14 protein-coding genes and 1 tRNA gene are annotated in these 19,281 nt (G+C 65.3%); 9 read left to right on the top strand and 6 right to left on the bottom strand.

Annotation, left to right across the window (positions count from 1 at the left end):
* Positions 1-169 precede the first annotated feature (169 nt).
* The 8 genes from dapE to ACYQ2W_RS10675 all read left to right on the top strand — a co-directional run bounded on the left by dapE (position 170) and on the right by ACYQ2W_RS10675 (position 9,801).
* On the top strand, positions 170-1,303 hold the full coding sequence (gene dapE, locus ACYQ2W_RS10710) for a succinyl-diaminopimelate desuccinylase (protein WP_459866253.1): 1,134 nt from the start codon (positions 170-172) through the stop codon (positions 1,301-1,303).
* 247 nt (positions 1,304-1,550) lie between these two features.
* On the top strand, positions 1,551-2,168 hold the full coding sequence (locus tag ACYQ2W_RS10705) for an arylesterase (RefSeq protein WP_459866249.1): 618 nt from the start codon (positions 1,551-1,553) through the stop codon (positions 2,166-2,168).
* Between the two features lie 21 nt (positions 2,169-2,189).
* A complete protein-coding gene (locus tag ACYQ2W_RS10700) occupies positions 2,190-2,318 on the top strand; it encodes a hypothetical protein (protein ID WP_459866246.1) in 129 nt (42 codons plus the stop codon).
* Positions 2,319-2,524: 206 nt separating this feature from the next.
* On the top strand, positions 2,525-3,403 hold the full coding sequence (locus ACYQ2W_RS10695; protein ID WP_459866244.1) for a hypothetical protein: 879 nt from the start codon (positions 2,525-2,527) through the stop codon (positions 3,401-3,403).
* A gap of 6 nt (positions 3,404-3,409) precedes the next feature.
* Entirely contained in the window at positions 3,410-4,138 is a 729-nt protein-coding gene (locus ACYQ2W_RS10690; protein WP_459866241.1) for a GNAT family N-acetyltransferase, read from the top strand.
* Positions 4,139-4,161: 23 nt separating this feature from the next.
* Complete coding sequence (locus ACYQ2W_RS10685) at positions 4,162-4,884, top strand: class I SAM-dependent methyltransferase (protein WP_459866238.1); 723 nt, start codon at positions 4,162-4,164, stop codon at positions 4,882-4,884.
* Between the two features lie 53 nt (positions 4,885-4,937).
* Positions 4,938-7,271, top strand: coding sequence for a tetratricopeptide repeat protein (locus ACYQ2W_RS10680; RefSeq protein ID WP_459866235.1), 2,334 nt, complete (start codon positions 4,938-4,940; stop codon positions 7,269-7,271).
* A gap of 4 nt (positions 7,272-7,275) precedes the next feature.
* On the top strand, positions 7,276-9,801 hold the full coding sequence (locus ACYQ2W_RS10675; protein ID WP_459866232.1) for a tetratricopeptide repeat protein: 2,526 nt from the start codon (positions 7,276-7,278) through the stop codon (positions 9,799-9,801).
* A gap of 223 nt (positions 9,802-10,024) precedes the next feature.
* On the opposite strand, the gene ACYQ2W_RS10670 is transcribed toward ACYQ2W_RS10675, so the two are convergent.
* The 4 genes from ACYQ2W_RS10670 to ACYQ2W_RS10655 form a co-directional block, all read right to left on the bottom strand.
* A complete protein-coding gene (locus ACYQ2W_RS10670; RefSeq protein WP_459866229.1) occupies positions 10,025-10,411 on the bottom strand; it encodes a hypothetical protein in 387 nt (128 codons plus the stop codon).
* Positions 10,401-10,610: a hypothetical protein gene (locus tag ACYQ2W_RS10665; RefSeq protein WP_459866226.1), complete on the bottom strand. Its 210-nt coding sequence runs from the start codon at positions 10,608-10,610 to the stop codon at positions 10,401-10,403. The genes ACYQ2W_RS10670 and ACYQ2W_RS10665 overlap by 11 nt, the downstream gene beginning before the upstream one ends.
* A gap of 323 nt (positions 10,611-10,933) precedes the next feature.
* A complete protein-coding gene (locus ACYQ2W_RS10660; RefSeq protein WP_459866223.1) occupies positions 10,934-13,156 on the bottom strand; it encodes an O-linked N-acetylglucosamine transferase family protein in 2,223 nt (740 codons plus the stop codon).
* A gap of 63 nt (positions 13,157-13,219) precedes the next feature.
* Positions 13,220-13,295 (bottom strand) — tRNA-Thr (locus ACYQ2W_RS10655).
* A 139-nt stretch (positions 13,296-13,434) separates the two neighbouring features.
* On the opposite strand from ACYQ2W_RS10655, the gene ACYQ2W_RS10650 reads away from it, so the two are divergent.
* On the top strand, positions 13,435-14,265 hold the full coding sequence (locus ACYQ2W_RS10650; RefSeq protein ID WP_459866220.1) for an SH3 domain-containing protein: 831 nt from the start codon (positions 13,435-13,437) through the stop codon (positions 14,263-14,265).
* 371 nt (positions 14,266-14,636) lie between these two features.
* Here the strand turns inward: ACYQ2W_RS10650 and ACYQ2W_RS10645 are convergent, their stop codons facing one another.
* Both ACYQ2W_RS10645 and ACYQ2W_RS10640 read right to left on the bottom strand, forming a co-directional pair.
* Positions 14,637-16,175: a serine protease gene (locus ACYQ2W_RS10645; RefSeq protein WP_459866217.1), complete on the bottom strand. Its 1,539-nt coding sequence runs from the start codon at positions 16,173-16,175 to the stop codon at positions 14,637-14,639.
* 19 nt (positions 16,176-16,194) lie between these two features.
* Complete coding sequence (locus ACYQ2W_RS10640; RefSeq protein ID WP_459866213.1) at positions 16,195-18,057, bottom strand: caspase family protein; 1,863 nt, start codon at positions 18,055-18,057, stop codon at positions 16,195-16,197.
* Positions 18,058-19,281 lie beyond the last annotated feature (1,224 nt).

Here is a 19,281-nt window from a genome sequence, read left to right as displayed (position 1 = left end):
GCTAGCGCCACTCATTATGATCCTTGTGAAACACCCGTAGGATCATAAGGGGCAAGCACCCGTCACACAGGCGCGAAGATGCGAGAAGCGCAAAGAGCCGATGGATCTTTGCGCCTCCGCGTCTTCGCGTCTTCGCATTTCACTACCCGATAGCTCCGCTACTCCCCCGATGTCCGAAACCATAGAACTGGCCAAGGCGTTGGTCGCCCGGCGCTCCATCACTCCCGACGATGCCGGCTGCCAGGCATTGTTGATTTCACGACTGGAGCCACTCGGCTTTTACTGCGAAAGACTGCGTTTCGGCGAGGTCGACAACCTGTGGGCCCGGCGCGGGAACGACGGGCCGCTACTCGCCTTCGCGGGACACACCGACGTAGTCCCCAGCGGACCCGAGGAGCGCTGGAACTCCCCCCCGTTCGAACCGACCATCCGCGATGGCCTGCTCCACGGCCGCGGCGCGGCTGACATGAAAGGGTCGATCGCCGCCTTTGTTACCGCCTGCGAACGCTTCATCGACCAACACCCGAAACATGGCGGCTCCCTCGCCTTGCTGATCACCTCCGACGAGGAGGGACCAGCCACCGACGGCACCATCAAGGTCGTGGAGACCCTGGAGTCTCGGGGAGAGAAAATCGACTGGTGCCTGGTGGGCGAACCGACCTCCGTCGACCACCTCGGCGATACGGTCAAGAATGGCCGCCGCGGCTCGCTCAACGGACGACTCACCGTGTACGGGATCCAGGGCCACGTCGCCTACCCCCACCGCGTCCGCAATCCGATCCACCTCGCCGCGCCAGCCCTGGCGCAGCTGAGCGCCACCGAATGGGATCGCGGCAACGACCACTTTCCGCCCACCAGTTTCCAGATCTCCAATATCCACGGCGGCACCGGCGCCACCAACGTGGTCCCCGGCGAACTGGAAGTCACCTTCAACTTCCGCTTCTCCACCGAGCAGAGCGCCGAAGGTTTGCAGCGGCGGGTCGAAGAACTGCTCATCCACCACGCCCTTGACTTCCGCATGGAGTGGACGCTGTCGGGCGACCCCTACCTCACGCCCGCCGGCTCCCTGGTGGAGGCCGCTCGCGAAGCGATCGCCGAGATCACCGGCACGGAGACCCGCCTCTCCACCTCCGGCGGGACCTCCGACGGCCGGTTCATCGCCCCCACCGGCGCCCAGGTGATCGAACTGGGGCCGCGCAACGCCACCATCCATCAATTGAACGAGGGGGTCGAACTGACACACCTCGACCAGCTCTCCGCGGTCTACGAGCGGACCCTGGAGAAGCTGCTGCTTCAGCCCTGACGCACCGTCCGGCCGGGAAATCAGGACACCACTCCCGCAAAACAGCAACGAGCCGAATCGCCACTACGACTTCCCTTAGGGCTCGCGAAAGAATAACTTCCTGTTTTGGGGCGTCGATACGCCTCTCCGGCAAGGCGCGCAAAGGGGCGCATACTCGTTGTATGCAACCCTTTGCGCAACGCCGCCGGAGAGGATGGGTCGGCGTCCCAAAACAGGAAGTTATTCTTTCGCGAGCCCTTAGAGCTCCATGAACACCCCACTACGAAATATCCTATTCCCCCTACTGGCAGCCCTGCTGCTGTCCGGCTGTGGCAACACCCCACCAACGCTCACCCGCCTCGCCCCCGACGCGGTGATCCTCGCCTTCGGCGACAGCCTGACCCATGGCACCGGCGCCGAAGCGGAGGCCTCCTACCCGGCGGTGCTCGCCAAACTCACCGGCCGCACCGTAATCAACCGCGGCGTGCCGGGCGAACTCTCGACCGCGGGGCTGGCACGGCTCCCCGGGGTGCTCGACGAGACCCACCCCGACCTGCTGATCCTCTGCCACGGCGGCAACGATCTGCTACGCAAAAAGGACCTCCGCGAGACCGCGGAAAACCTGCGCCGAATGGTTCGGCTGGCCCGCGAACAGGGGGTGGAGGTGATGCTCATCGGCGTCCCGGCCCCGGGACTGCTCCTCGGCACCGCGCCGCTTTACGAAACCGTGGCCGAGGAGCTGGACCTTCCCATCGAGTCGCGAGCGCTGGCCGACATCCTCGGCAAGCGCACCCTCAAATCCGACACGGTCCACCCCAACGCCGCCGGCTATCGCGCCCTGGCCGAGGCCGTCCGGCACACCCTCGAAGGGGCCGGAGCACTCTGATTCGGACTCAGGAATCACACCATGAAGCAACCGACCGTTCTGCTGATGGCCGCACTGCTCATCGCCGGCTGCCAGAACCCCACCCGACAGGAGACCGGCATGGTCGTTGGCGGCGTCCTCGGCACTCAAATGAGGAGCAACAGGAGGTGATGGAGGGGCACGGCTGCCGCGAACCCGATGGACGGTGGCTAACAACCCCTTAACGGTGCCCGATGACACCGTTTTCACAACTAATTAACCAAATCACCCTGGGCAACCAACTCATTTGAATCTAAACTGGGGCTTCCAAGCCGGGGCCCGGAACCCGAGCCCTAAAACCTAATGAAATCCTTATCAAAGAAGACAGAGGGGAGAACATGAAGACCACCCACGTGCAACTGAAGAAGACGCTGACCCTGGCCGCCGCCGGCAAGATGACCCTCGCCGCCGGCAACGCCTCCGCCGCCCTCGGCAAGGCCGACACCACCCCCACCGACCAGGCGCTGCCGACGGTCACCCTGGAAGAGATCGGCTACCCCCTCGACCTGGTAACCCCGCCCACCTCCGGCATCAACGCCGGCGAGGCCGACGCCGCCCTCGGCAAGGCCTCCGGCGGCACCGGCGGCACCTCCAACTACACCGGTTCCGCCAACGGTTTCATCTGGGCCGGTGAAATGGCCCAGTCCGTCGAGTCCAACGGCGGCGACGGCAGCAAGAGCGGCGGCGACACCACCAGCGCCTCCCCCGCCCAGAACCGCATCGACTTCATCGTCACCGGCATCCGCAACGACATCCCGATGCAGATCTTCCTCGCCTACTCCCCCGCCCAAAACCCCTCTGGCTGGGCCCCCACCGCCGTCGGTCAGCTGCAGCTCGACATCAACGGCTTGGCGGTCCTCGCCGGCGTCTCGACCCAGCCGGTGGCCACCTTCGCCGACTTCGGCGAAACGCCGTTCGGCTTCGTCCCCCAGCGCGACAGCCGTGAAGTCACCATCCCGGTGGTCCTCAAGGATCTCAACGACACCACCAACAACTATGCCGGTCGCGACATCTACTTCCAGGCCATCGCCATCCCGGTGAGCGAGACCGGAGATTTCCAGTGGGATCAGGCCCAGGTCTCCGAAATCGACCACTTCGTGATCGAGCGTTACGAGAGCTCCACCGACTCCGGGAGCAAGAACTCGGACGCCAGCGCCTCCGCCAGCAAGACCGGCGGTGACTCCGGCACCAACACCACCGATACCGGCGGCAAGTAAACACGGATGATCGCCGCCCGCCCGGTCGGCCTCGAGCCGCTCGTCGGTAGTCGACTGGTCCTCGAACGCAGCGCCCCGGAGCACGCCGCCTTCATGCGCGAGTGCTACCGGGACGAGGCGTTCATGGACCTCTACCGCCTGGCCCAGCGTCGCACCGAGAGCGAGGCGGAGATCGCCGTCCGCCTGGAGGCGGAATCCGCCACCCTGCCGCAGCAGCGGCGCTTCATCGAGTGGGTGATCCAGCGCACCCGCGCCGACGGCTCGCTGGAGCCCATCGGCCTCGGCTCCCTGGCCGACTTCCAGCACAAACACCGCCGCGCCGAATTCCTCATCGGCATGCTCGACCGGGGCGATCGCCGCACCGGCGCGGCTCTCGAGGCGACCCTGCTGATCCTCGACTTCGCCTTCAATCGGGCGGGGCTCAACAAGGTGATGAGCCTGGTCTACGCCTTCAACCAGGACTCCCAGGACAATACCCTCCAGCTCGGCTTCGTCCAGGAAGGGCATCTGCGGGAGCACATCTACAGCGACCAGTACGGCTTCATCGATCTCTACCAGAACGGCATGATCGAAAAGGAGTTCCGCACCAACCAACGGCTCGCCCGCCTCTCCCGGCGGATGCTCCGGCGCGACATTACCCAGCGCCCCGAGGTGCCCACGGTGATGTCCCGCGAGGAGCGCACCGCCGCCACCGCCGCCCTGATCGACGCCCTCGCCAAACGCCCGCAAAGCTGACCCCCTCGAAGCCCGACAGACCCATGGACCACGCGCGACTCAGTTTCCCGCTCAACGCCTACGCCTGCGCCGTCACCCTTGAAGAGGGCGAGCTGCACAGCCTCCACTACGGATTCGACCCCGGCGACGACAACATCCTCGCCGCCCAGCGGCGAGCCAGTGAGTTTCTTCTCGGGCGACTGCCCCCGCCGCCGGCCCGACTGCTGGAGGTCGGCGTCGGCCTCTGCGCCACCGGCCGCGAGCTGCTTGCACGGGGCTACGACTACACCGGCGTCACCCCCGACGCCACCCAGGTCCAGACCTGCGCGGCTGCCGGCCTGCGGGTGGTGCACGCCTACTTCGAACGTCTCCCCCCGGCCGAGCCGCGCTACGACCTGATCCTGTTTCAGGAGTCCGCGCAATACATCCACCCCCGCGCCCTGCTGGTGCAGGCCGCCCGCCTGCTCCGCCCCGGCGGTCGGGTGATCATCGCCGACGAGGTGGACACCCGGATTCTCGACCAGGCCCGCCACCTGCTGGGCGACGCCGGCTTCGAGCTGCTTCGCGAAGAGGACGTCACCGACCGCGCCGCCCCCACCCTCGACTACCTGATCGGCATCCTGCTCAAGCATCGGGAGGCGGTGATGGAGCGGATCGCGGTGGACGGCATCCGCTACAGCCGACTGATCACCTCGCTGGAGACGCGCCGTCAGGCCTACCACGACGGCCATTACCGCTACCTGTTTCTCGAATTCCAGCGTCTCTAATCCTGTAGGATCGGGAGCCGGCCCCTTCTGCGTACCGTCCCCTCTTCCCAATCATGACGACCGCCCGCAGCGAACGCACCCTCACCGTCGAGCAGGCCCTGGCCGAGGCCGACGCCCACCGGCAGCGCGGCGAGTACCCGCAAGCCGAGCAACTCTACCGCGCGATTCTCGCCCACCAGCCCCACCACCCGGAGGCCAACCACCGCCTCGGCATGATGGCCCGCCAGCTGGGCAGACCGGCACTGGGCCTATCCTTCCTGCGAGCCGCCCTCGATGCGGCCCCGGAGCGGGAAAAGCTCTGGATCGACTACGCAGAGGCCCTGCTCGCCGCGGGACAGCCTGAGGGCCTCCGCCCGTTGCTCCACACGGCGACGGAGCAGCAGCGGATCGGGCCGCCGGCCCTCGCCCGGCTGCGCGACGAGGCCGACGCCTGCCGCAAGGCGTTCGACGAACTCCTCCACGGCTACCACACCGCGCCCCCCGAAACGCTCGTCGAAACCGCGCGCCGGGCGACTCGGCACTGGCCCGGCGCGGCGCTCCCGTGGACGCTCCTGGCCGCCCTCCTGCGACGCCTGGGCGAGCCGGAGGAGGCACTGCGCGCTGCGGAACGAGCCGTGGAGGTGAACCCCGCAGACCCCGCCGCCCACTCCAACCTCGGCGCGATGCACACGGAAACAGGGCAACTCGAAGCGGCGGAGACCGCCCTGCGCCGGGCGCTGGAACTCCAGCCCGACCAACTGGAGGCCCTCAACAATCTCGCCAACCTGCTGCACAAGCGCGGGCGGATGGAGGAGGCGCAACGCCACTACCGACGCGCCCTGGAGCGGCGCCCCGACTACGCCGAGGCCCACAGCAACCTCGGCAATCTACTGCGCGACCTGGGGCTATACGCGGAGGCGGAGGCCGCCTGCCGCCGGGCGATCGAGGTTCGGCCCGACTACGCCGAGGCCCACAACAACCTAGGCACCGCGCTCCGCGGCCTCGGGCGGGCCGAGCAGGCCGAGGCCGCCTTCCGCCGCGCGATCACCCTCGCGCCGCAGCAGGCACGCCTCCACGACAACCTCGGCGGCGCCCTTCTGGACCAGGGGCGCTGGCCGGAGGCGGAGGCCGCCTACCGCGAGGCACTACGACTCGCCCCGGATGACCTGGAGGCCCACAGCGACCTCCTCTTTTGCCTCGACGGCTCGGCTCGGTCGACCCCACAGGAACGCCTCGCCGAGGCGCGCCGCTACGGGGAGAAGGTCGCGGCGAAGGCCCGGCCCTACACCGGGTGGGAGGGCACCCGGGAGGGCGGACGCCCCCTGCGCGTCGGCTTCGTCAGCGGCGATCTGCGCAGCCACCCGGTAGGCCACTTCCTGGAGGGAATCCTGCCCCACCTGAGCGGCGGACGGCTGACCCTCTTCGCCTATCCCACCCGCCACCACGAGGACGCCCTGACCCGGCGGATCCGCCCCCGCTTCACCGGCTGGCGCCCCTTGCAGGGGCTGCCGGACCCAACCGCCGCGCGGCTCATCCACGACGACGCCGTCGATCTGCTGATCGACCTCTCCGGACACACCGCCGACAACCGTCTCCCGCTGTTCGCCTGGAAGCCCGCCCCGATCCAGCTCAGCTGGCTGGGCTACACCGCCACCACCGGGGTGGCCGCCATCGACTACTACCTCACCGACCCGCTGCGCGTCCCCCGAGGTTGCGAGGCGCGTTACACCGAGCAGGTGTGGCGTCTGCCCGAGACCCGCGTCTGCTTCACCCCGCCCGCCACCCCGCTGGCGGTCGCCCGCGCTCCGGTGTTGGACAACGGCCACCTCACCTTCGGCTGCTTCCAGGCCCTGGCCAAGCTGGGCGACCCGGTACTCCGGACATGGAGCGAGATCCTGCGCGCCGTGCCCACCGCCCGGCTGCGCATCCAGAACCGGCAGCTCGCCGACCCGACCCTGGCGGCCCGCTTGCGCGAGCGCCTGGAACACCACGGCATCCCCCCCGCCCGGGTAACGCTGCACCCGGCCGTGGGACGCGATGCCTACCTGGAGGCGCACCGCGAGGTCGACCTGATCCTCGACACCTTCCCCTACCCCGGCGGCACCACCACCTGCGAGGCGCTCTGGATGGGGGTACCGACCCTCACCCTGGCCGGCGACACCGAGACCTCACGCAACGGCGCCAGCCAACTGGCCTGCGCCGGGCTGGAGGCGTGGGTCGCGCGCAGTGAGGAGGAGTACGTGGAAAAGGCGGTGGCCGCCGCCGGAGAGGCCGCCGGATTGGCCGCACTGCGCAGCGAACTGCGCGGGCAGGTCGCCGCATCCCCGCTGTTCGACGCCCCCCGTTTCGCCCGCCACTTCGAACGCGCCCTGCGCGAGATGTGGAACCACTACTGCTCCGAAGACTGAAGCCATGGGCCCCGAACGCACCCTCACCCTCGACCAGGCCCTCACCGAAGCCGCCGACCACCACCGCAGGCGCTGCTACCCGGAAGCGGAACGGCTCTATCGCGCAATCCTCGCCCACCAGCCCGACCACCCGGTGGCCAACCACCGCCTCGGAACGATGGCCGTCGAGCTGCACCGACCGGTCCCCGGCCTGCCCTTCCTGAAGGCGGCCGTGGAGGCGGCCCCCGAACGGCAGCGTTACTGGGCGGACTACGCCGAGGGATTGATCGTCAGCGGGGAGCCCGACGAGGCGCTGCGCCTGATCGAGCAGATGGGCTCGATGAAGAAGAAGGAGCGCGCCGCACTGCGCCGGCGCGCCGAGACCTGTAAGGACGCACTCGCCCGCATGCTCCACGCCCCGGCGCAGACCCCGATGGCGCAGCGACTCGCATCCGCCGACGCCTTCATCGCCCGCTATCCCGGCGCCCCGATCGGCTGGGCGGTCCGCTTCGACGTGCAGCGAGCCCTCGGCGCCCGCGACGAGGCGTACGAATCCGCCCGCCAACTGACGCTGCTCAACCCCGATAACCCCACCGCCCACACCAACCTGGGCGTCGCCCTGTGGGAGCTGGGGCGGCGGGAGGAGGCGATCGAGGCGACCCGGCGGGCCACCGAACTGGCCCCCGCCGACCTCGCCGCGACGACCAACCTGAGCGCCCTGCTGCTCGCCGCCGGCCGACTCGACGAGGCGGAGACGAGCTGCCGGCGGGCCCTGGAGATCGACCCCGCGGCAGCCGCCGCCCACCTCCGCCTGGGCGACGTGCTGAACGCCAACGACCGCTTCGACGAGGCACTCGCCTGCTACGAGCGGGCCATCGCTCTCGCCCCGCAATTGGTGGAGGCAATCGTCAACCGCGCCCTCCTCCTCGCCTCCCTCGGCCGTCTGGACGAGGCGGAAGCGGCCTACCGGCAGGCCCTGACGCTCGCCCCCGAGGCGGTGGAGATCCACAACAACCTGGGCACCCTCCACTTCGTGCGCGGCCATATGGCGGATGCGGAGAGCGCCTATCGACGGGCCCTGGAGATCGCCCCCGGACAGACCAAGGCACTGCGCAACCTGGGCAACACCTACCGCACGATGCACCGCCTGGACGACGCCGAGGCGTGTTACCGGCAGGCCCTGCAAGGGACCCCGAACGATGGCGAGAACCTGGTCGGCCTGGGGATCGCGCTGGCCGAGCAGGGGCGGGCGGAGGAGGCGGCCACGTGCTACCGCCGCGCCCTGGAGCTCGATCCGGACGACGCCGAAGCCCACAGCAGCCTGCTCTTCACCCTCGACGCGGCACCCCGCCTGGCGCCCCCCCGGGCGCGCTACGCCGAGGCGCTGGCGTTCGCCGCACGGGCGCGGCGACGGGCCACCCCGTTCACCCGCTGGCCCGCCCCCCGCGACCCCGACCGCACGCTCCACGTCGGGCTGATCAGCGGCGACCTGCGCAACCACCCGGTGGGCCACTTCCTGGAATCGATCCTCCCCCACCTCGCAACCGAGCGGCTGCGCCTGAGCGCCTACCCCACGCGCCACTGCGACGACGACCTCTCCCGCCGCATCCGCCCCGCCCTCTCCCACTGGGAACCGCTCCACGCACTCTCCGACCGGAGCGCCGCCCGCCTGATCCACGATCATCGGATCGACCTGCTGATCGACCTCGCCGGCCACACCGGCCACAACCGGTTGCCGCTGTTCGCCTGGCGCGCGGCGCCGCTCCAGGCGAGCTGGCTCGGCTACTCGGCGACCACCGGGATGAGCGAGATCGACTACTACATCACCGACGCGGTACGCCTCCCCCCCGGCGACGAGGCGTACTACGCCGAGCGCATCTGGCGGCTGCCGGAGACCCGGCTCTGCTTCACCCCGCCGCAGGACGCCCCCGCCGTCGCCCCGCTGCCGGCACTGGAGAACGGCCACGTCACCTTCGGCTGTTTCCAGAACCTGATCAAGGTCGGCGACGAGGTTCTCATCCTGTGGAGCCGGATCCTCCAGGCACTGCCCGGCGCCCGGCTGCGCATCCAGAGCAAACCGCTCGCCGATACGGCGGCGCGGCAGCGGCTGGAGCAGCGCCTGCGCGACCACGGCATCGATCCACGGCGGGTGGCGATGCACCCGGCAGAGGGGCGCGCCGCCTACCTGGAGGCCCATCGCGAGGTCGACCTGATCCTCGACACCTTCCCCTACCCCGGCGGCACCACCACCTGCGAGGCGCTGTGGATGGGGGTTCCCACCCTCACCCTGGCCGGGGAGACCGAGACCTCGCGCAACGGCGCCAGCCAACTGGCCTGCGCCGGCCTGAGCGAGTGGATCGCCCACAGCGAGAGGGAGTACGTGGAAAAGGCAGTGGCCGCGGCCGAAGCACCGGAGAGGCTGGCCGCGCTACGCGCCGAACTGCGCGGGCGGGCCGCCGCCTCCCCGCTGTTCGACGCCCCGCGCTTCGCCGGCCATTTCGAGCAGGCGTTGCGGGAGATGTGGCGACGCTACTGCGCACAGGGGGAGTGAGGATGGAAAGAGCGCGGACAGCGATTCCGCACAGGCTGTTCTTTGGGAACCGTAGGGTGGACAAGCGATAGCGCATCCACCAAGCGCTGGCCGAACAGGGCGATCCCCGCTGCCTTTTCTTTGGATGCGCTATCGCTTATCACCTACAACCAACAAAGTCATCCGAAACGAACGACGGGCCCCATCCGGGGCCCGTCGTCGCTTCCCGGATCGTCCCCCGGGATCACTGCATCGCAGCGGCGCAGTTCGGGTCGTTCGCCGGGCAGGAACCGTCGTCGGTCGGCTGCACGCAGTTCGCAACGCCGGGAGCACACCCCGTGTCGCCCGCTGCGGCGGGGTCCGGCCCCATCGGCTGGAGCGGCTGCGCACCGCCGAGCGCCCAGTGATAGCCGCCGGTATAGACGAGGTCCGCCTGATAGGCTTCGGAATCGACCATGACGCACGGGAGGTGCAGGTTGAATCCGGACTCCACCGTGGCGCAGCTCTGCAACGCGCCGTTATCCCCGGAAACCGTGATACCGCAAGAGGCCGGATCGGCCTGACACTGGACCCGGCCGGCCTCGACCCCGGCATCGAATCCGGCGGCATAGCCCCCGTCGTCACTGCCCATCGAGCCATCGGCCGCGGGGCAGGTGGGATCCACCATGGGATCGCAACCACCGGGCGTCGGCTGCGGGGTGGCCGTGGGGGTGGGCATCGGACTGGATGTCGGGGTTGGGCTCGGCGTCGGGCTCGGACCGGCCGTCGGGGTCGGGGTCGGGGTCGGGGTCGTCCCCGGCGTCGGCGACGGCGTGGCCCCACCCCCACATTCGCTCACCTCCGTCACACACAGGCCGTCGGGGCAGGCAAACTGCCCGGTAGGACACGCCGCGACCGGCGCCGCCGGGCAGAGGGCGGGATCAAAATCCGCATCCGCGGGATTGCAGACATCGGCGGCGGCCGGCTGGAACAGCGCCGACACCAACCACAGCCCGCCGGTCAGTCCGAGGCGGGAGACGAGCGATCGCATTTTCATACCTGGCACCCTCATAGATACAGTTTCCGGGACAGGAATGATAACCCGCCTCGCCGCAGGCACAAGGGAATCCCGTCCAGGGGCCTATCGGAGAGAAATCTCCTTCCCCGCGCCCGCTCAGGACCCGCCGCAGTAGTCGCGCCACATGGTCCGCAACGCCGCCTCGAAATCGGCGGCGAAACGCGGCGCGTCGAACAACGGCGAGCGGGCCGCCTGCTCGCGCAACCCCGCCCGCAGGGCGGCGAGGGCGGGCAGGTCGGCGGCGAACCGTAGCGCCTTCTCCACGTACTCCCCCTCGCCATGGGCGACCCACTCGGTCAGACCGGCGCAGATCAGCTGGCTGGCGCCGTTGCGCGAGGTCTCCGTCGCCCCGATCCGGGTCACCGTCGGCACCCCCATCCACAGCGCCTGGCAGGTGGTGGTACCGCCGGGATAGGGGAAGGTGTCGAGCAGCAGGTCCACCTCGCCGTAGGCGGCCAGATAGGCCGCGCGGGCCACCGGCGGCAGCAGATCGAAGCGCTCTGCGACCAACCCCAAGTCGTCGAGGCGCCGGCGAAACTGCGTGCGCACCGCCTCGTCCGCGAACGGCTTGCACTGGAAACGCAGCCGCGCCCCGGGCGACCGGCGCAACACCTCGCCCCAGGCGCGCAGCACCGCGTCGCTGACCTTGTGCAGCGGCTGGAACGAACCGAAGGTGACGTAGCCGTTGCGCTCCGCCGGCAGCGGCGCCACCGGCGGCGCCTCCTGCGGGGGCGAGAAGCAGACCCGGGTGTGGGGCAGACAGAAGACCCGCTCCACATACTCCGCCTCGTGCTCCGGCGGCACGCGAACCGCATCGGTCAGGTACCAGTCGACCGCCTTCACCCCGGTGGTGGCGGAGTAGCCGAGCCAGCTCGCCTGCACCGGCGCCGGCTTCCAGGCGAACACCCCCAGCCGGTTGTGGGCGGTGTGACCGGAGAGGTCGATCAGCAGATCGATCCCGTCGTCGCGGATGCGCCGCGCCGCCGCCGGATCCGGCAACCCGTCCAGCGGCGTCCACGCGGCGAAGTTGGCGCGCAGACGCTCGGCAACGGCATCGTCACAGCGTGCGGTGGGATAGGCATGGAGGATCAGAGGACGGCGGGCCAACTCCGGCAGGATGGTCTCCAGGAACAGGCCCACCGAGTGGTCGCGCAGGTCACCGCTGACGAAACCGACGTGCAGCGGGCGATCGGCCTCGCGGCTCCCCGGCCAGTCGGTGAACGGGGTCGCCCGCTCCGCCACCGCCTCGCCGAAACGCACCGCCTCGGCCAACCGGCTCGCGGCATCCCCCAGCGCACCACCATCGAGACAGAAGAGCAGGTTGCTGCGCAACTCGGGCCTCCCCGGATCGCGCGCGCAGGCCTCACGAAAACACTCCGCCGCCGCGGTCAGGTCCCCCAGATCGCGCAGCAGGCTGCCGAGGTTGGCGTATCCGCGGCCATCGCGCGGCTGCACCGCGATCGCCCGCCGGTAGCACGCCTCCGCCTCGGCGAACCGCCGGGCATCGGCCAACAACACGCCGAGATTGGAGAGGGCGGCGTAGTGGCCCGGATCGCCGGCGAGGACCTGGCGATAGATCCGCTCCGCCTCCTCCGCCCGCCCCTGAGCCCGCAACAGATCGCCGCGGGTCACCTGGACCGCAAGGAAACCGGGGTCCGCTGCGATCGCCCGGTCGCACAGCTCGGCCGCCTCGTCGAGGCGCCCCCTTTGCATACGGTGGTAGGCGAGATCGTTGAGGGCCTGGAGATGGCCCGGATCCCGTTCGAGCGCCCCGACCAACTGCCCCTCGGCCTCCTCCGGCAGACCGGCCGAGACCAGCGCCGCCGCCAGATTGACCCGGTGCTCGGCACTCGCCGGGTCGATCCGCAGCGGATGGCGGAGGGCGGCGACCGCCTCGTCCCAGCGACCGAGGGCCAGATAGGCCGCGCCCAGCACGCTCCACCCCAGCGGCGCCCGGGGCCAACGGCTGGTGAAGCGCAGCGCGACCGGCACCACCGCCGCGGGATCGCCCCCCTGATGGAGGGCCAGCACCCCCTCCACCTCCGCCTGGCACGCCGCCGCCGCATCGCGCAGCCGGCGCAACGCCGAAGCATCGAGCAGGCGATGCTGCTCCGCCACCGCCAGCATCTCGAACACCGGCGCCGGCTGCGCCAGGGCGAGCAGCGCCTCGGCGTAGTCGAACCAGCGGGAGGGCCGCTTCAGGTCGGCCTCCAGCGCCGCCTTCAGGCGGGGGAGCGCCTCGACCGGGCTGAGCGGCGCGGCGGGGCGGGAGTCACGGGACTTTTTTTTGCGGCGGGACGCGGATCGCCTCGTTTTCATGAAGCTCACTCCCCAGCGAAAAAAAAGGCCTACCCCGAATCGGGATAAGCCATCGAATAGAGATGGTGCCGGTGAGAGGAGTCGAACCCCCGACCTACTGATTACGAATCAGTTGCTCTACCAACTGAGCTACACCGGCGAAGAGGCGGAAGTATAAGGAACGCCATGGGGCGGAAGCAACCGCGTTCGGCCCGTTTTCCCATTCCGAATACCGGCAACGCCACCCCCTCCTGTACCATGATGACCTGACACGACATGAACGCCACTGGACACCACCGATGCGATCCCCCGACCTCCTCCCTGCACCGCGCATGCCCCCCCTGCTGTTCGCCCTCCTGCTCTCCCTCGCCGAGGCCGGCCACGCCGACACCGGCGAGGGGCTCGACGCCTATCGGCGCGGCGCCTACGGCGAGGCGCGCACCCACTGGGAACCCATGGCGGCCGGCGGAGACGCCACCGCCCAGTGTTATCTGGGGTACCTCTATGAGCAAGGCCTTGGGGTCAAGCGCGATCTCCAGCGTGCCGTGTCGTGGTACCGCAACGGCGCCACCGACGCCCCCCTCTGCCAACGCAGTCTGGGACTGCTCTATCGTGATGGACGGGGCGTCGGGCAGGACCTGCGGGAGGCGGTGCGCTGGTTCCGCCGGGCCGCGTTCCGCGGCGACACCCCCGCCCGCCGCCTCCTTGGCGAGGCCTACCTAGACGGCCAAGGGGTAGCACGCAGCGAATCCATGGCGCGGGCCTGGTTCCGTCAGGCGGCGGACCAGGGCGACCGCCAGGCCGCGGCCCACCTCGACGCGTTGCGCGCCCGCTCCGCCCCGGTCGCAGCCGACGCGACCGCCCCTGCCGACGCCCCGATGCTGGCGACTACCGAAACGGCCGCAACAGCGGCGCCCCCCCCGGGAGTCCGCTACCGAGTCCTGCGGCGGAGCGTGCGCCTACGGGCGCAACCCGGGACCCACAGCGAGGTGATCGGCGGACTGGAGCAGGGAGAGATCGTCGATGGAGTGATGCCCGCCGAAGAGGGTTGGGTAAAGGTCCGCCGACCGGCCACCGGCCAGACCGGCTACGTCGCGCAGTTCCTGCTGGCCGCCGAAGCCGCGCCCTGACGGTGGCGGCAGGAGGAGACGGCGCCCTTCCAGCGCAACGGCGGTTCTGCCCCCAACCGAGAGGTAATAATCCCGCACATGCCGACTGGCCGTAGTCGGCCAGGAGCGGTCATTAGGCAGCCGTCTCGTGACGCTCCACCGCTCCAAGTCGGAAAGGGCGCTCCGACGAGTTCCATCTCCTGCCGATACGCCACAACCCGAATGGGCTGCGGCGCTGTTGGCTATATGTCGGCTCGTCAGCAGAATCAGTGGGTGAAATTAGGTTCGGGTAGAACACCAACCGCATGATCCTTTTGCCTGCGCGCAAAAGGAAAGACTTTACCCCGCTCCCGACATGATCCCGACAACGAGCCTCTGGGGCACTCCGGCACCTATCGGCAGGTTACGCTGGCCGCATCCTGCCAGAGGCCCTTGGCTATCTTTGAACGAACCGCCAAATATATGAGGTAAAGCGTGTCTTCCGACTTGGGCGCCATCCGGCGTACACCGTCGTAATCAACGAAACCGACTTCCATCAGTGTCTTCAGTGCCTCTGCCAAAATAGTCGCCGATTCTTCGAAGCTGATGTTGTTATCCGGCATGGTTCCGCATTTATGCGCGACAAACATCCAGTCGTGAACGATGTAGCCGGGACCGTACCACCATGCCGAGAATTTCGGGAGGGAATGCAAAATGAGCGGCACCGAGCCGCCATCGGTATTCATCAGTCCCGGCATGATCGTTCGTCCCGAAGCAGTACGGAAAGAAAAGGCATTTATTTCGTTAGGAACAAAGACAAAACTCGGGCGATCGTTATCGAAGCCGTTCCACTTCATGGTCGGTGTATTGGCGAAGGCGCCAACACCGAGCTTGCTGTAGAAATCGTCCGCCAGATAGGCCGTCATCCAAGACCTGCCCACCTCTGCGCCAGAACGGATGAATTGGGCCACCTCCTCGTCGATCTGGTGCCGTACCTGCTCCGCCAGTTCCTGGCTGAACATCTGATCCGCCTGGCGCTTCAACGCAGCGATAGAGGTCTTGCCCATTTTGCTTCCAGCGGCCGTTGAACCAACGCAGGCCGCGGTATCGCTCATGCAGGAGACAACCCAACCGGAAAGCTTCGCGACATTGGTGTAAACACCGTATTTGAAAGGTTCGGCGCAGCCTTCTCCCCAGCTGACGATACCGTAAAGCTTGCGATCGGCCACCGCCGGGCCGCCGCTGTCTCCCTGGCAGGAGTCCTGTCGGCCTTCGTCGTGGCCAGCACAGATCATGGTGTCGGTGATGTTGCCGTGGTAGCTCGGGGGGCTATTGCATTTCCTGCGCGACACATAAGGAACGCTCACCCGCTTCAGGCGCTTGGATGTCTGCCCCGTTTCGGTGATACCCCAACCGGAGATGGTGAGACTGGAAACACTCCTGCCCAGATTCGCCTCATCAGCGGCAGAAGCTAGGGCGATTGCCTCCCCCTTTAGTTTCCCGTCGACGTGCAACAGGGCGATATCGTTGTTGTATGGTAGATCGTCGTAATTCTGGTGCGTGAAGATTTCCAGCACATTGAGCCGTTCTCCGCCATTGCCCAGCGTATCCGTTCCGCTCAGAACGTTCAGGTCGGCAGGATGCATGTCATCGCTCACGCAGTGGGCGGCCGTAACCACCCAGCTTTCCCCGATGATAGATCCACCGCAGAACTGCGCTCTTGCAGGATCCGATATCCACGAAACGAGCAGAGCAACCTGCCATTTGTGATCTTTCCACTTCGCATATTCGCCGCCCAGTATTTTTCCCTTCACGGGAACCGGCTTCTCATAATAACGATAGACGGCTTCGCGATATGGTTTTGATCCGCGCATCTCGGTAGCCAAGGCCGCAGAGGCCGTCAGCAAAGACATTAGTGCGACAAAAATACCTACGAAATTTATTTTGGCCATAACTTCCTCTAAATGTCGATTAATACACACGCGGAAAAAATATCTGAATGCGGTCCAGTGGATTTTGCGACGCCTCGTCCTCCCCCTCATTTCTTGATACGACCTCGTTGATGACGATGTTCTCGCGCTTAATCCCAATTTTATTCAAATAACTGCTCACTTGAAGGTTGCGTAGGTAAAGCAGAGCGTTGAGTGTATTCTCTCCACGCCCCTCGCCAGCAGGTTGTGAGAGCACCACTTTTGAAAACGCCAACCTCATATCGGGGAGTGCCACGCTTTCCGACGATTTATATATGCTTTCGATATAGGGGACCACCTCCCCAAGACTGAGGTCATTCTTGATCTCCAACGTATCAAGACCACTCTTTCCGATTGTTTGGTGAGCGATCGCCGCCACCCGAACATTGTCGCGTATAACATCTTCGTCATTCATCGGCTTCAGTTCGATAGACACCCAAAACGGATAGTTCCAGAACTGCTCGCGCTCAAAGGCATCTTTGATAAAGACTTTTTTCGAATATTTACTGTCAGGATTGATTTCAACCTCGGTGAAGTTGCTGGCCGGACCGTTGCTATCCAGCGCCGGAAGGTTAACTACCCTAACAAGCTGTCCGGGCGAGATGGAGCCAACCGGCATGCTGTGCGCATCAGGCTTTGTGTAGGCCAAGAAATTGCGCTCGACACGGGCGAGATTTGTGAACGCATTGCGCGAAGCCATATCGGATGGCCTGACGAATGAGCCATTCAGGTTGAGCCCCCGCGAATCGACTCTGGAGACAAAGGCTGAGTGATCGACAGCTCCTGCCACAATATTCACAGACAAATCGACACCGGCACGCATATTTTCGGCATCCTTACGCTTCTTGTTGTCCGTCAGCCACGCGCGCGCCTGCGCCGCGTAGCGACCGACAGGCCAATGCCATAAGAACGTTTCCACCCCTCGGTATTTGTCAGCCAGGGCTTTATTCCAGGTATTCTCCTCAAGAGCATCGGCAAATGCACCCGGCCTTGGAAAAAAATAGCCCGAGGGTAGTGATCTCGTTTCCGGGACCTGCCCTGGCTGTGCGGCGTGGACGTCTGGTCCAACATATCGGACCAGGATATCGAGGATGTCAGTGTCTTCACGATCGATATATCGATTGAGATAACGGGTATAGGTGCTGTTTTCATTGGGATCAGTGGAACTCTGTGCAGTTTTTCCGAAGTAGGTGGCGAATCCCATAATCATATTCGGCGGGGGTGTTTGTACGGAGCTATATCCGCCGTTTCCGACAGCTTTTGCAGTGCCATCCGGATACTTGATCTCCGAGGTATTTTCCCGGCAAGCATCGATAAGAATCAGGCTGAATCCTGGCTTTCTTCTTCTAAGTCTGGAAACGATATTATCGAGCGGAACGGTCACGTAGAGCAGGTCATCGACGGGAATCGGCTTGGGCGTATCACGGGCAGTCATGTAGTTCAATCCATCATACTGGAATCCATGACCGGAATAGTAGAATAGCGCCACATCTCCCGGATTGAGCGAAGACTCGAACTGACTGATTCTTTTCCAAATCGTATCGGCATTTTCATCGATGGAAGAGGTTACTGAGAACCCTAGAGACTCAAGCTTTTTACCGAAGGAAACGGCATCTAGACGGCCGCTTTGGAGTTCGTTCAGAACATCGTACTTCCGAATACCGATTACCAATGCCTTGCGTGGCGCGGCATAGGATTTCGGCTTATCGATATCGGGAGCTGCTGAGACTGGATCTGAAACACCTTTCGACATGGCTGGTGGTGCGTCATCAGAAGCATGAGCGATTGACACTGGCGCCAGTCCGCAACAAATTGTAGTCACAAACACCAGGAAAACAAAATTATATAATTGATGCAATATCATGATGACTCCTCCACAAGGCCCAATACAGGCAACTTCAGCACCAGAAAACCGCCCCTGCCATTCTAACAATCCATAATTTCAAAAAAATCTGTCGCCCCCATGAGTTTATAACAATTCTAACTGACCGAAATATCAGCAAGTCGCCGCGTCAGCAACTGGCCGGATTTTCTTATTAAGCATGTGAAGCGCCTAGTGGCCACAAACCAATATTTACACAAGCCATAAAACCCACCAATGAATCGAATATATCAGGAAGCGCCGGATTAATCGGAGATCGCCCCGCCTCCACTTCGAAAAATATTAGTTATGTTTCTTAATGCATTTGCAAAATCGATAAAATCAGCGCGTCCTTAGCGTACATTCATAATACCTATAATCTGATGCCGAGTGGCGCGTGTTTTTTCTTTGACGCGAGCTCTTCGCGCCATTCAAACAACTTGCGACAAAGCTCACTTATATGAACATTCCAGCAATCAACGAGCGGCAAAAAAAATCGACGTTCTCGTAGCCCGCACACGCAAAAGCCGTTCTTGGCTTTCACATGACTACACTTCGACCCGTTATCGGCGGGAATACGCTATCACTTGATTCCACGAGCTGGGCGATATGCCATCCATGACAGGAGTAGGCTACGCTGTGGATTCAAGAAGTGCAACAAAGGAGGTTCGCCGCCGCTCTACAGCATAACCCTGGAAGCATAGCACTCCATCTAAAATTCAAATATCTGTTATCAAAACAATAAGATAGCGATTCACGACGCATGAAAGTCGGAGCCACTCTGGAAACCTTTAAGCCATGCTCACCATTTCCCAAACGTGTCTTCCGTTCTCCACCTTGATAACCGCTACTGATCGACGCCCGACGGCTTCAATCCTGAAATGGATGTCCGAGTTCGAGGCGGGATCCGGCGTTCATCGAGTTGACCGACCACGCGCACCCTCCAGCGCCATCAACCATGAAGGTATATCGTGTTGGCCGTGAAGCACGCGCCAAACATCGACATGCTCTTCGCGCTTCACGCAGGAAACGATATGGGGAAAAAGCTATCCACCGACGCGGAAAACGACGCCCGACCGTTGGCACGATCACCGCTCCGTCCCCCGCTTCGCCTCTTCGATCAGCGCCGCGAAATCTCCGGAGTGCTCCGTGCGCTCCAGGCAGTGCGCACGAATGGCGCGTAGCGCACGTCCGACAGAGAACAATAGGTAGAGTAGAGAGCAGGCT

It is taken from the genome of Endothiovibrio diazotrophicus, from assembly GCF_054657215.1.
Note: the sequence above shows the minus strand (reverse complement) of the source record. Positions and strands in the feature narration are given on the sequence as shown.

What these genes read in the sequence shown, in the direction of transcription:
- ACYQ2W_RS10705 (WP_459866249.1), top strand. Translation starts at nt 1,551, where the DNA reads ATGAACACCCCACTACGAAATATCCTATTCCCCCTACTGGCAGCCCTG.
- dapE (WP_459866253.1), top strand. Translation starts at nt 170, where the DNA reads ATGTCCGAAACCATAGAACTGGCCAAGGCGTTGGTCGCCCGGCGCTCC.
- ACYQ2W_RS10660 (WP_459866223.1), bottom strand. Translation starts at nt 13,156, where the DNA reads ATGAAAACGAGGCGATCCGCGTCCCGCCGCAAAAAAAAGTCCCGTGAC.
- ACYQ2W_RS10640 (WP_459866213.1), bottom strand. Translation starts at nt 18,057, where the DNA reads ATGATATTGCATCAATTATATAATTTTGTTTTCCTGGTGTTTGTGACT.
- ACYQ2W_RS10675 (WP_459866232.1), top strand. Translation starts at nt 7,276, where the DNA reads ATGGGCCCCGAACGCACCCTCACCCTCGACCAGGCCCTCACCGAAGCC.
- ACYQ2W_RS10700 (WP_459866246.1), top strand. Translation starts at nt 2,190, where the DNA reads ATGAAGCAACCGACCGTTCTGCTGATGGCCGCACTGCTCATCGCCGGC.
- ACYQ2W_RS10690 (WP_459866241.1), top strand. Translation starts at nt 3,410, where the DNA reads ATGATCGCCGCCCGCCCGGTCGGCCTCGAGCCGCTCGTCGGTAGTCGA.
- ACYQ2W_RS10645 (WP_459866217.1), bottom strand. Translation starts at nt 16,175, where the DNA reads ATGGCCAAAATAAATTTCGTAGGTATTTTTGTCGCACTAATGTCTTTG.
- ACYQ2W_RS10650 (WP_459866220.1), top strand. Translation starts at nt 13,435, where the DNA reads ATGCGATCCCCCGACCTCCTCCCTGCACCGCGCATGCCCCCCCTGCTG.
- ACYQ2W_RS10695 (WP_459866244.1), top strand. Translation starts at nt 2,525, where the DNA reads ATGAAGACCACCCACGTGCAACTGAAGAAGACGCTGACCCTGGCCGCC.
- ACYQ2W_RS10665 (WP_459866226.1), bottom strand. Translation starts at nt 10,610, where the DNA reads ATGTGGGGGTGGGGCCACGCCGTCGCCGACGCCGGGGACGACCCCGAC.
- ACYQ2W_RS10685 (WP_459866238.1), top strand. Translation starts at nt 4,162, where the DNA reads ATGGACCACGCGCGACTCAGTTTCCCGCTCAACGCCTACGCCTGCGCC.
- ACYQ2W_RS10680 (WP_459866235.1), top strand. Translation starts at nt 4,938, where the DNA reads ATGACGACCGCCCGCAGCGAACGCACCCTCACCGTCGAGCAGGCCCTG.
- ACYQ2W_RS10670 (WP_459866229.1), bottom strand. Translation starts at nt 10,411, where the DNA reads ATGGGCAGTGACGACGGGGGCTATGCCGCCGGATTCGATGCCGGGGTC.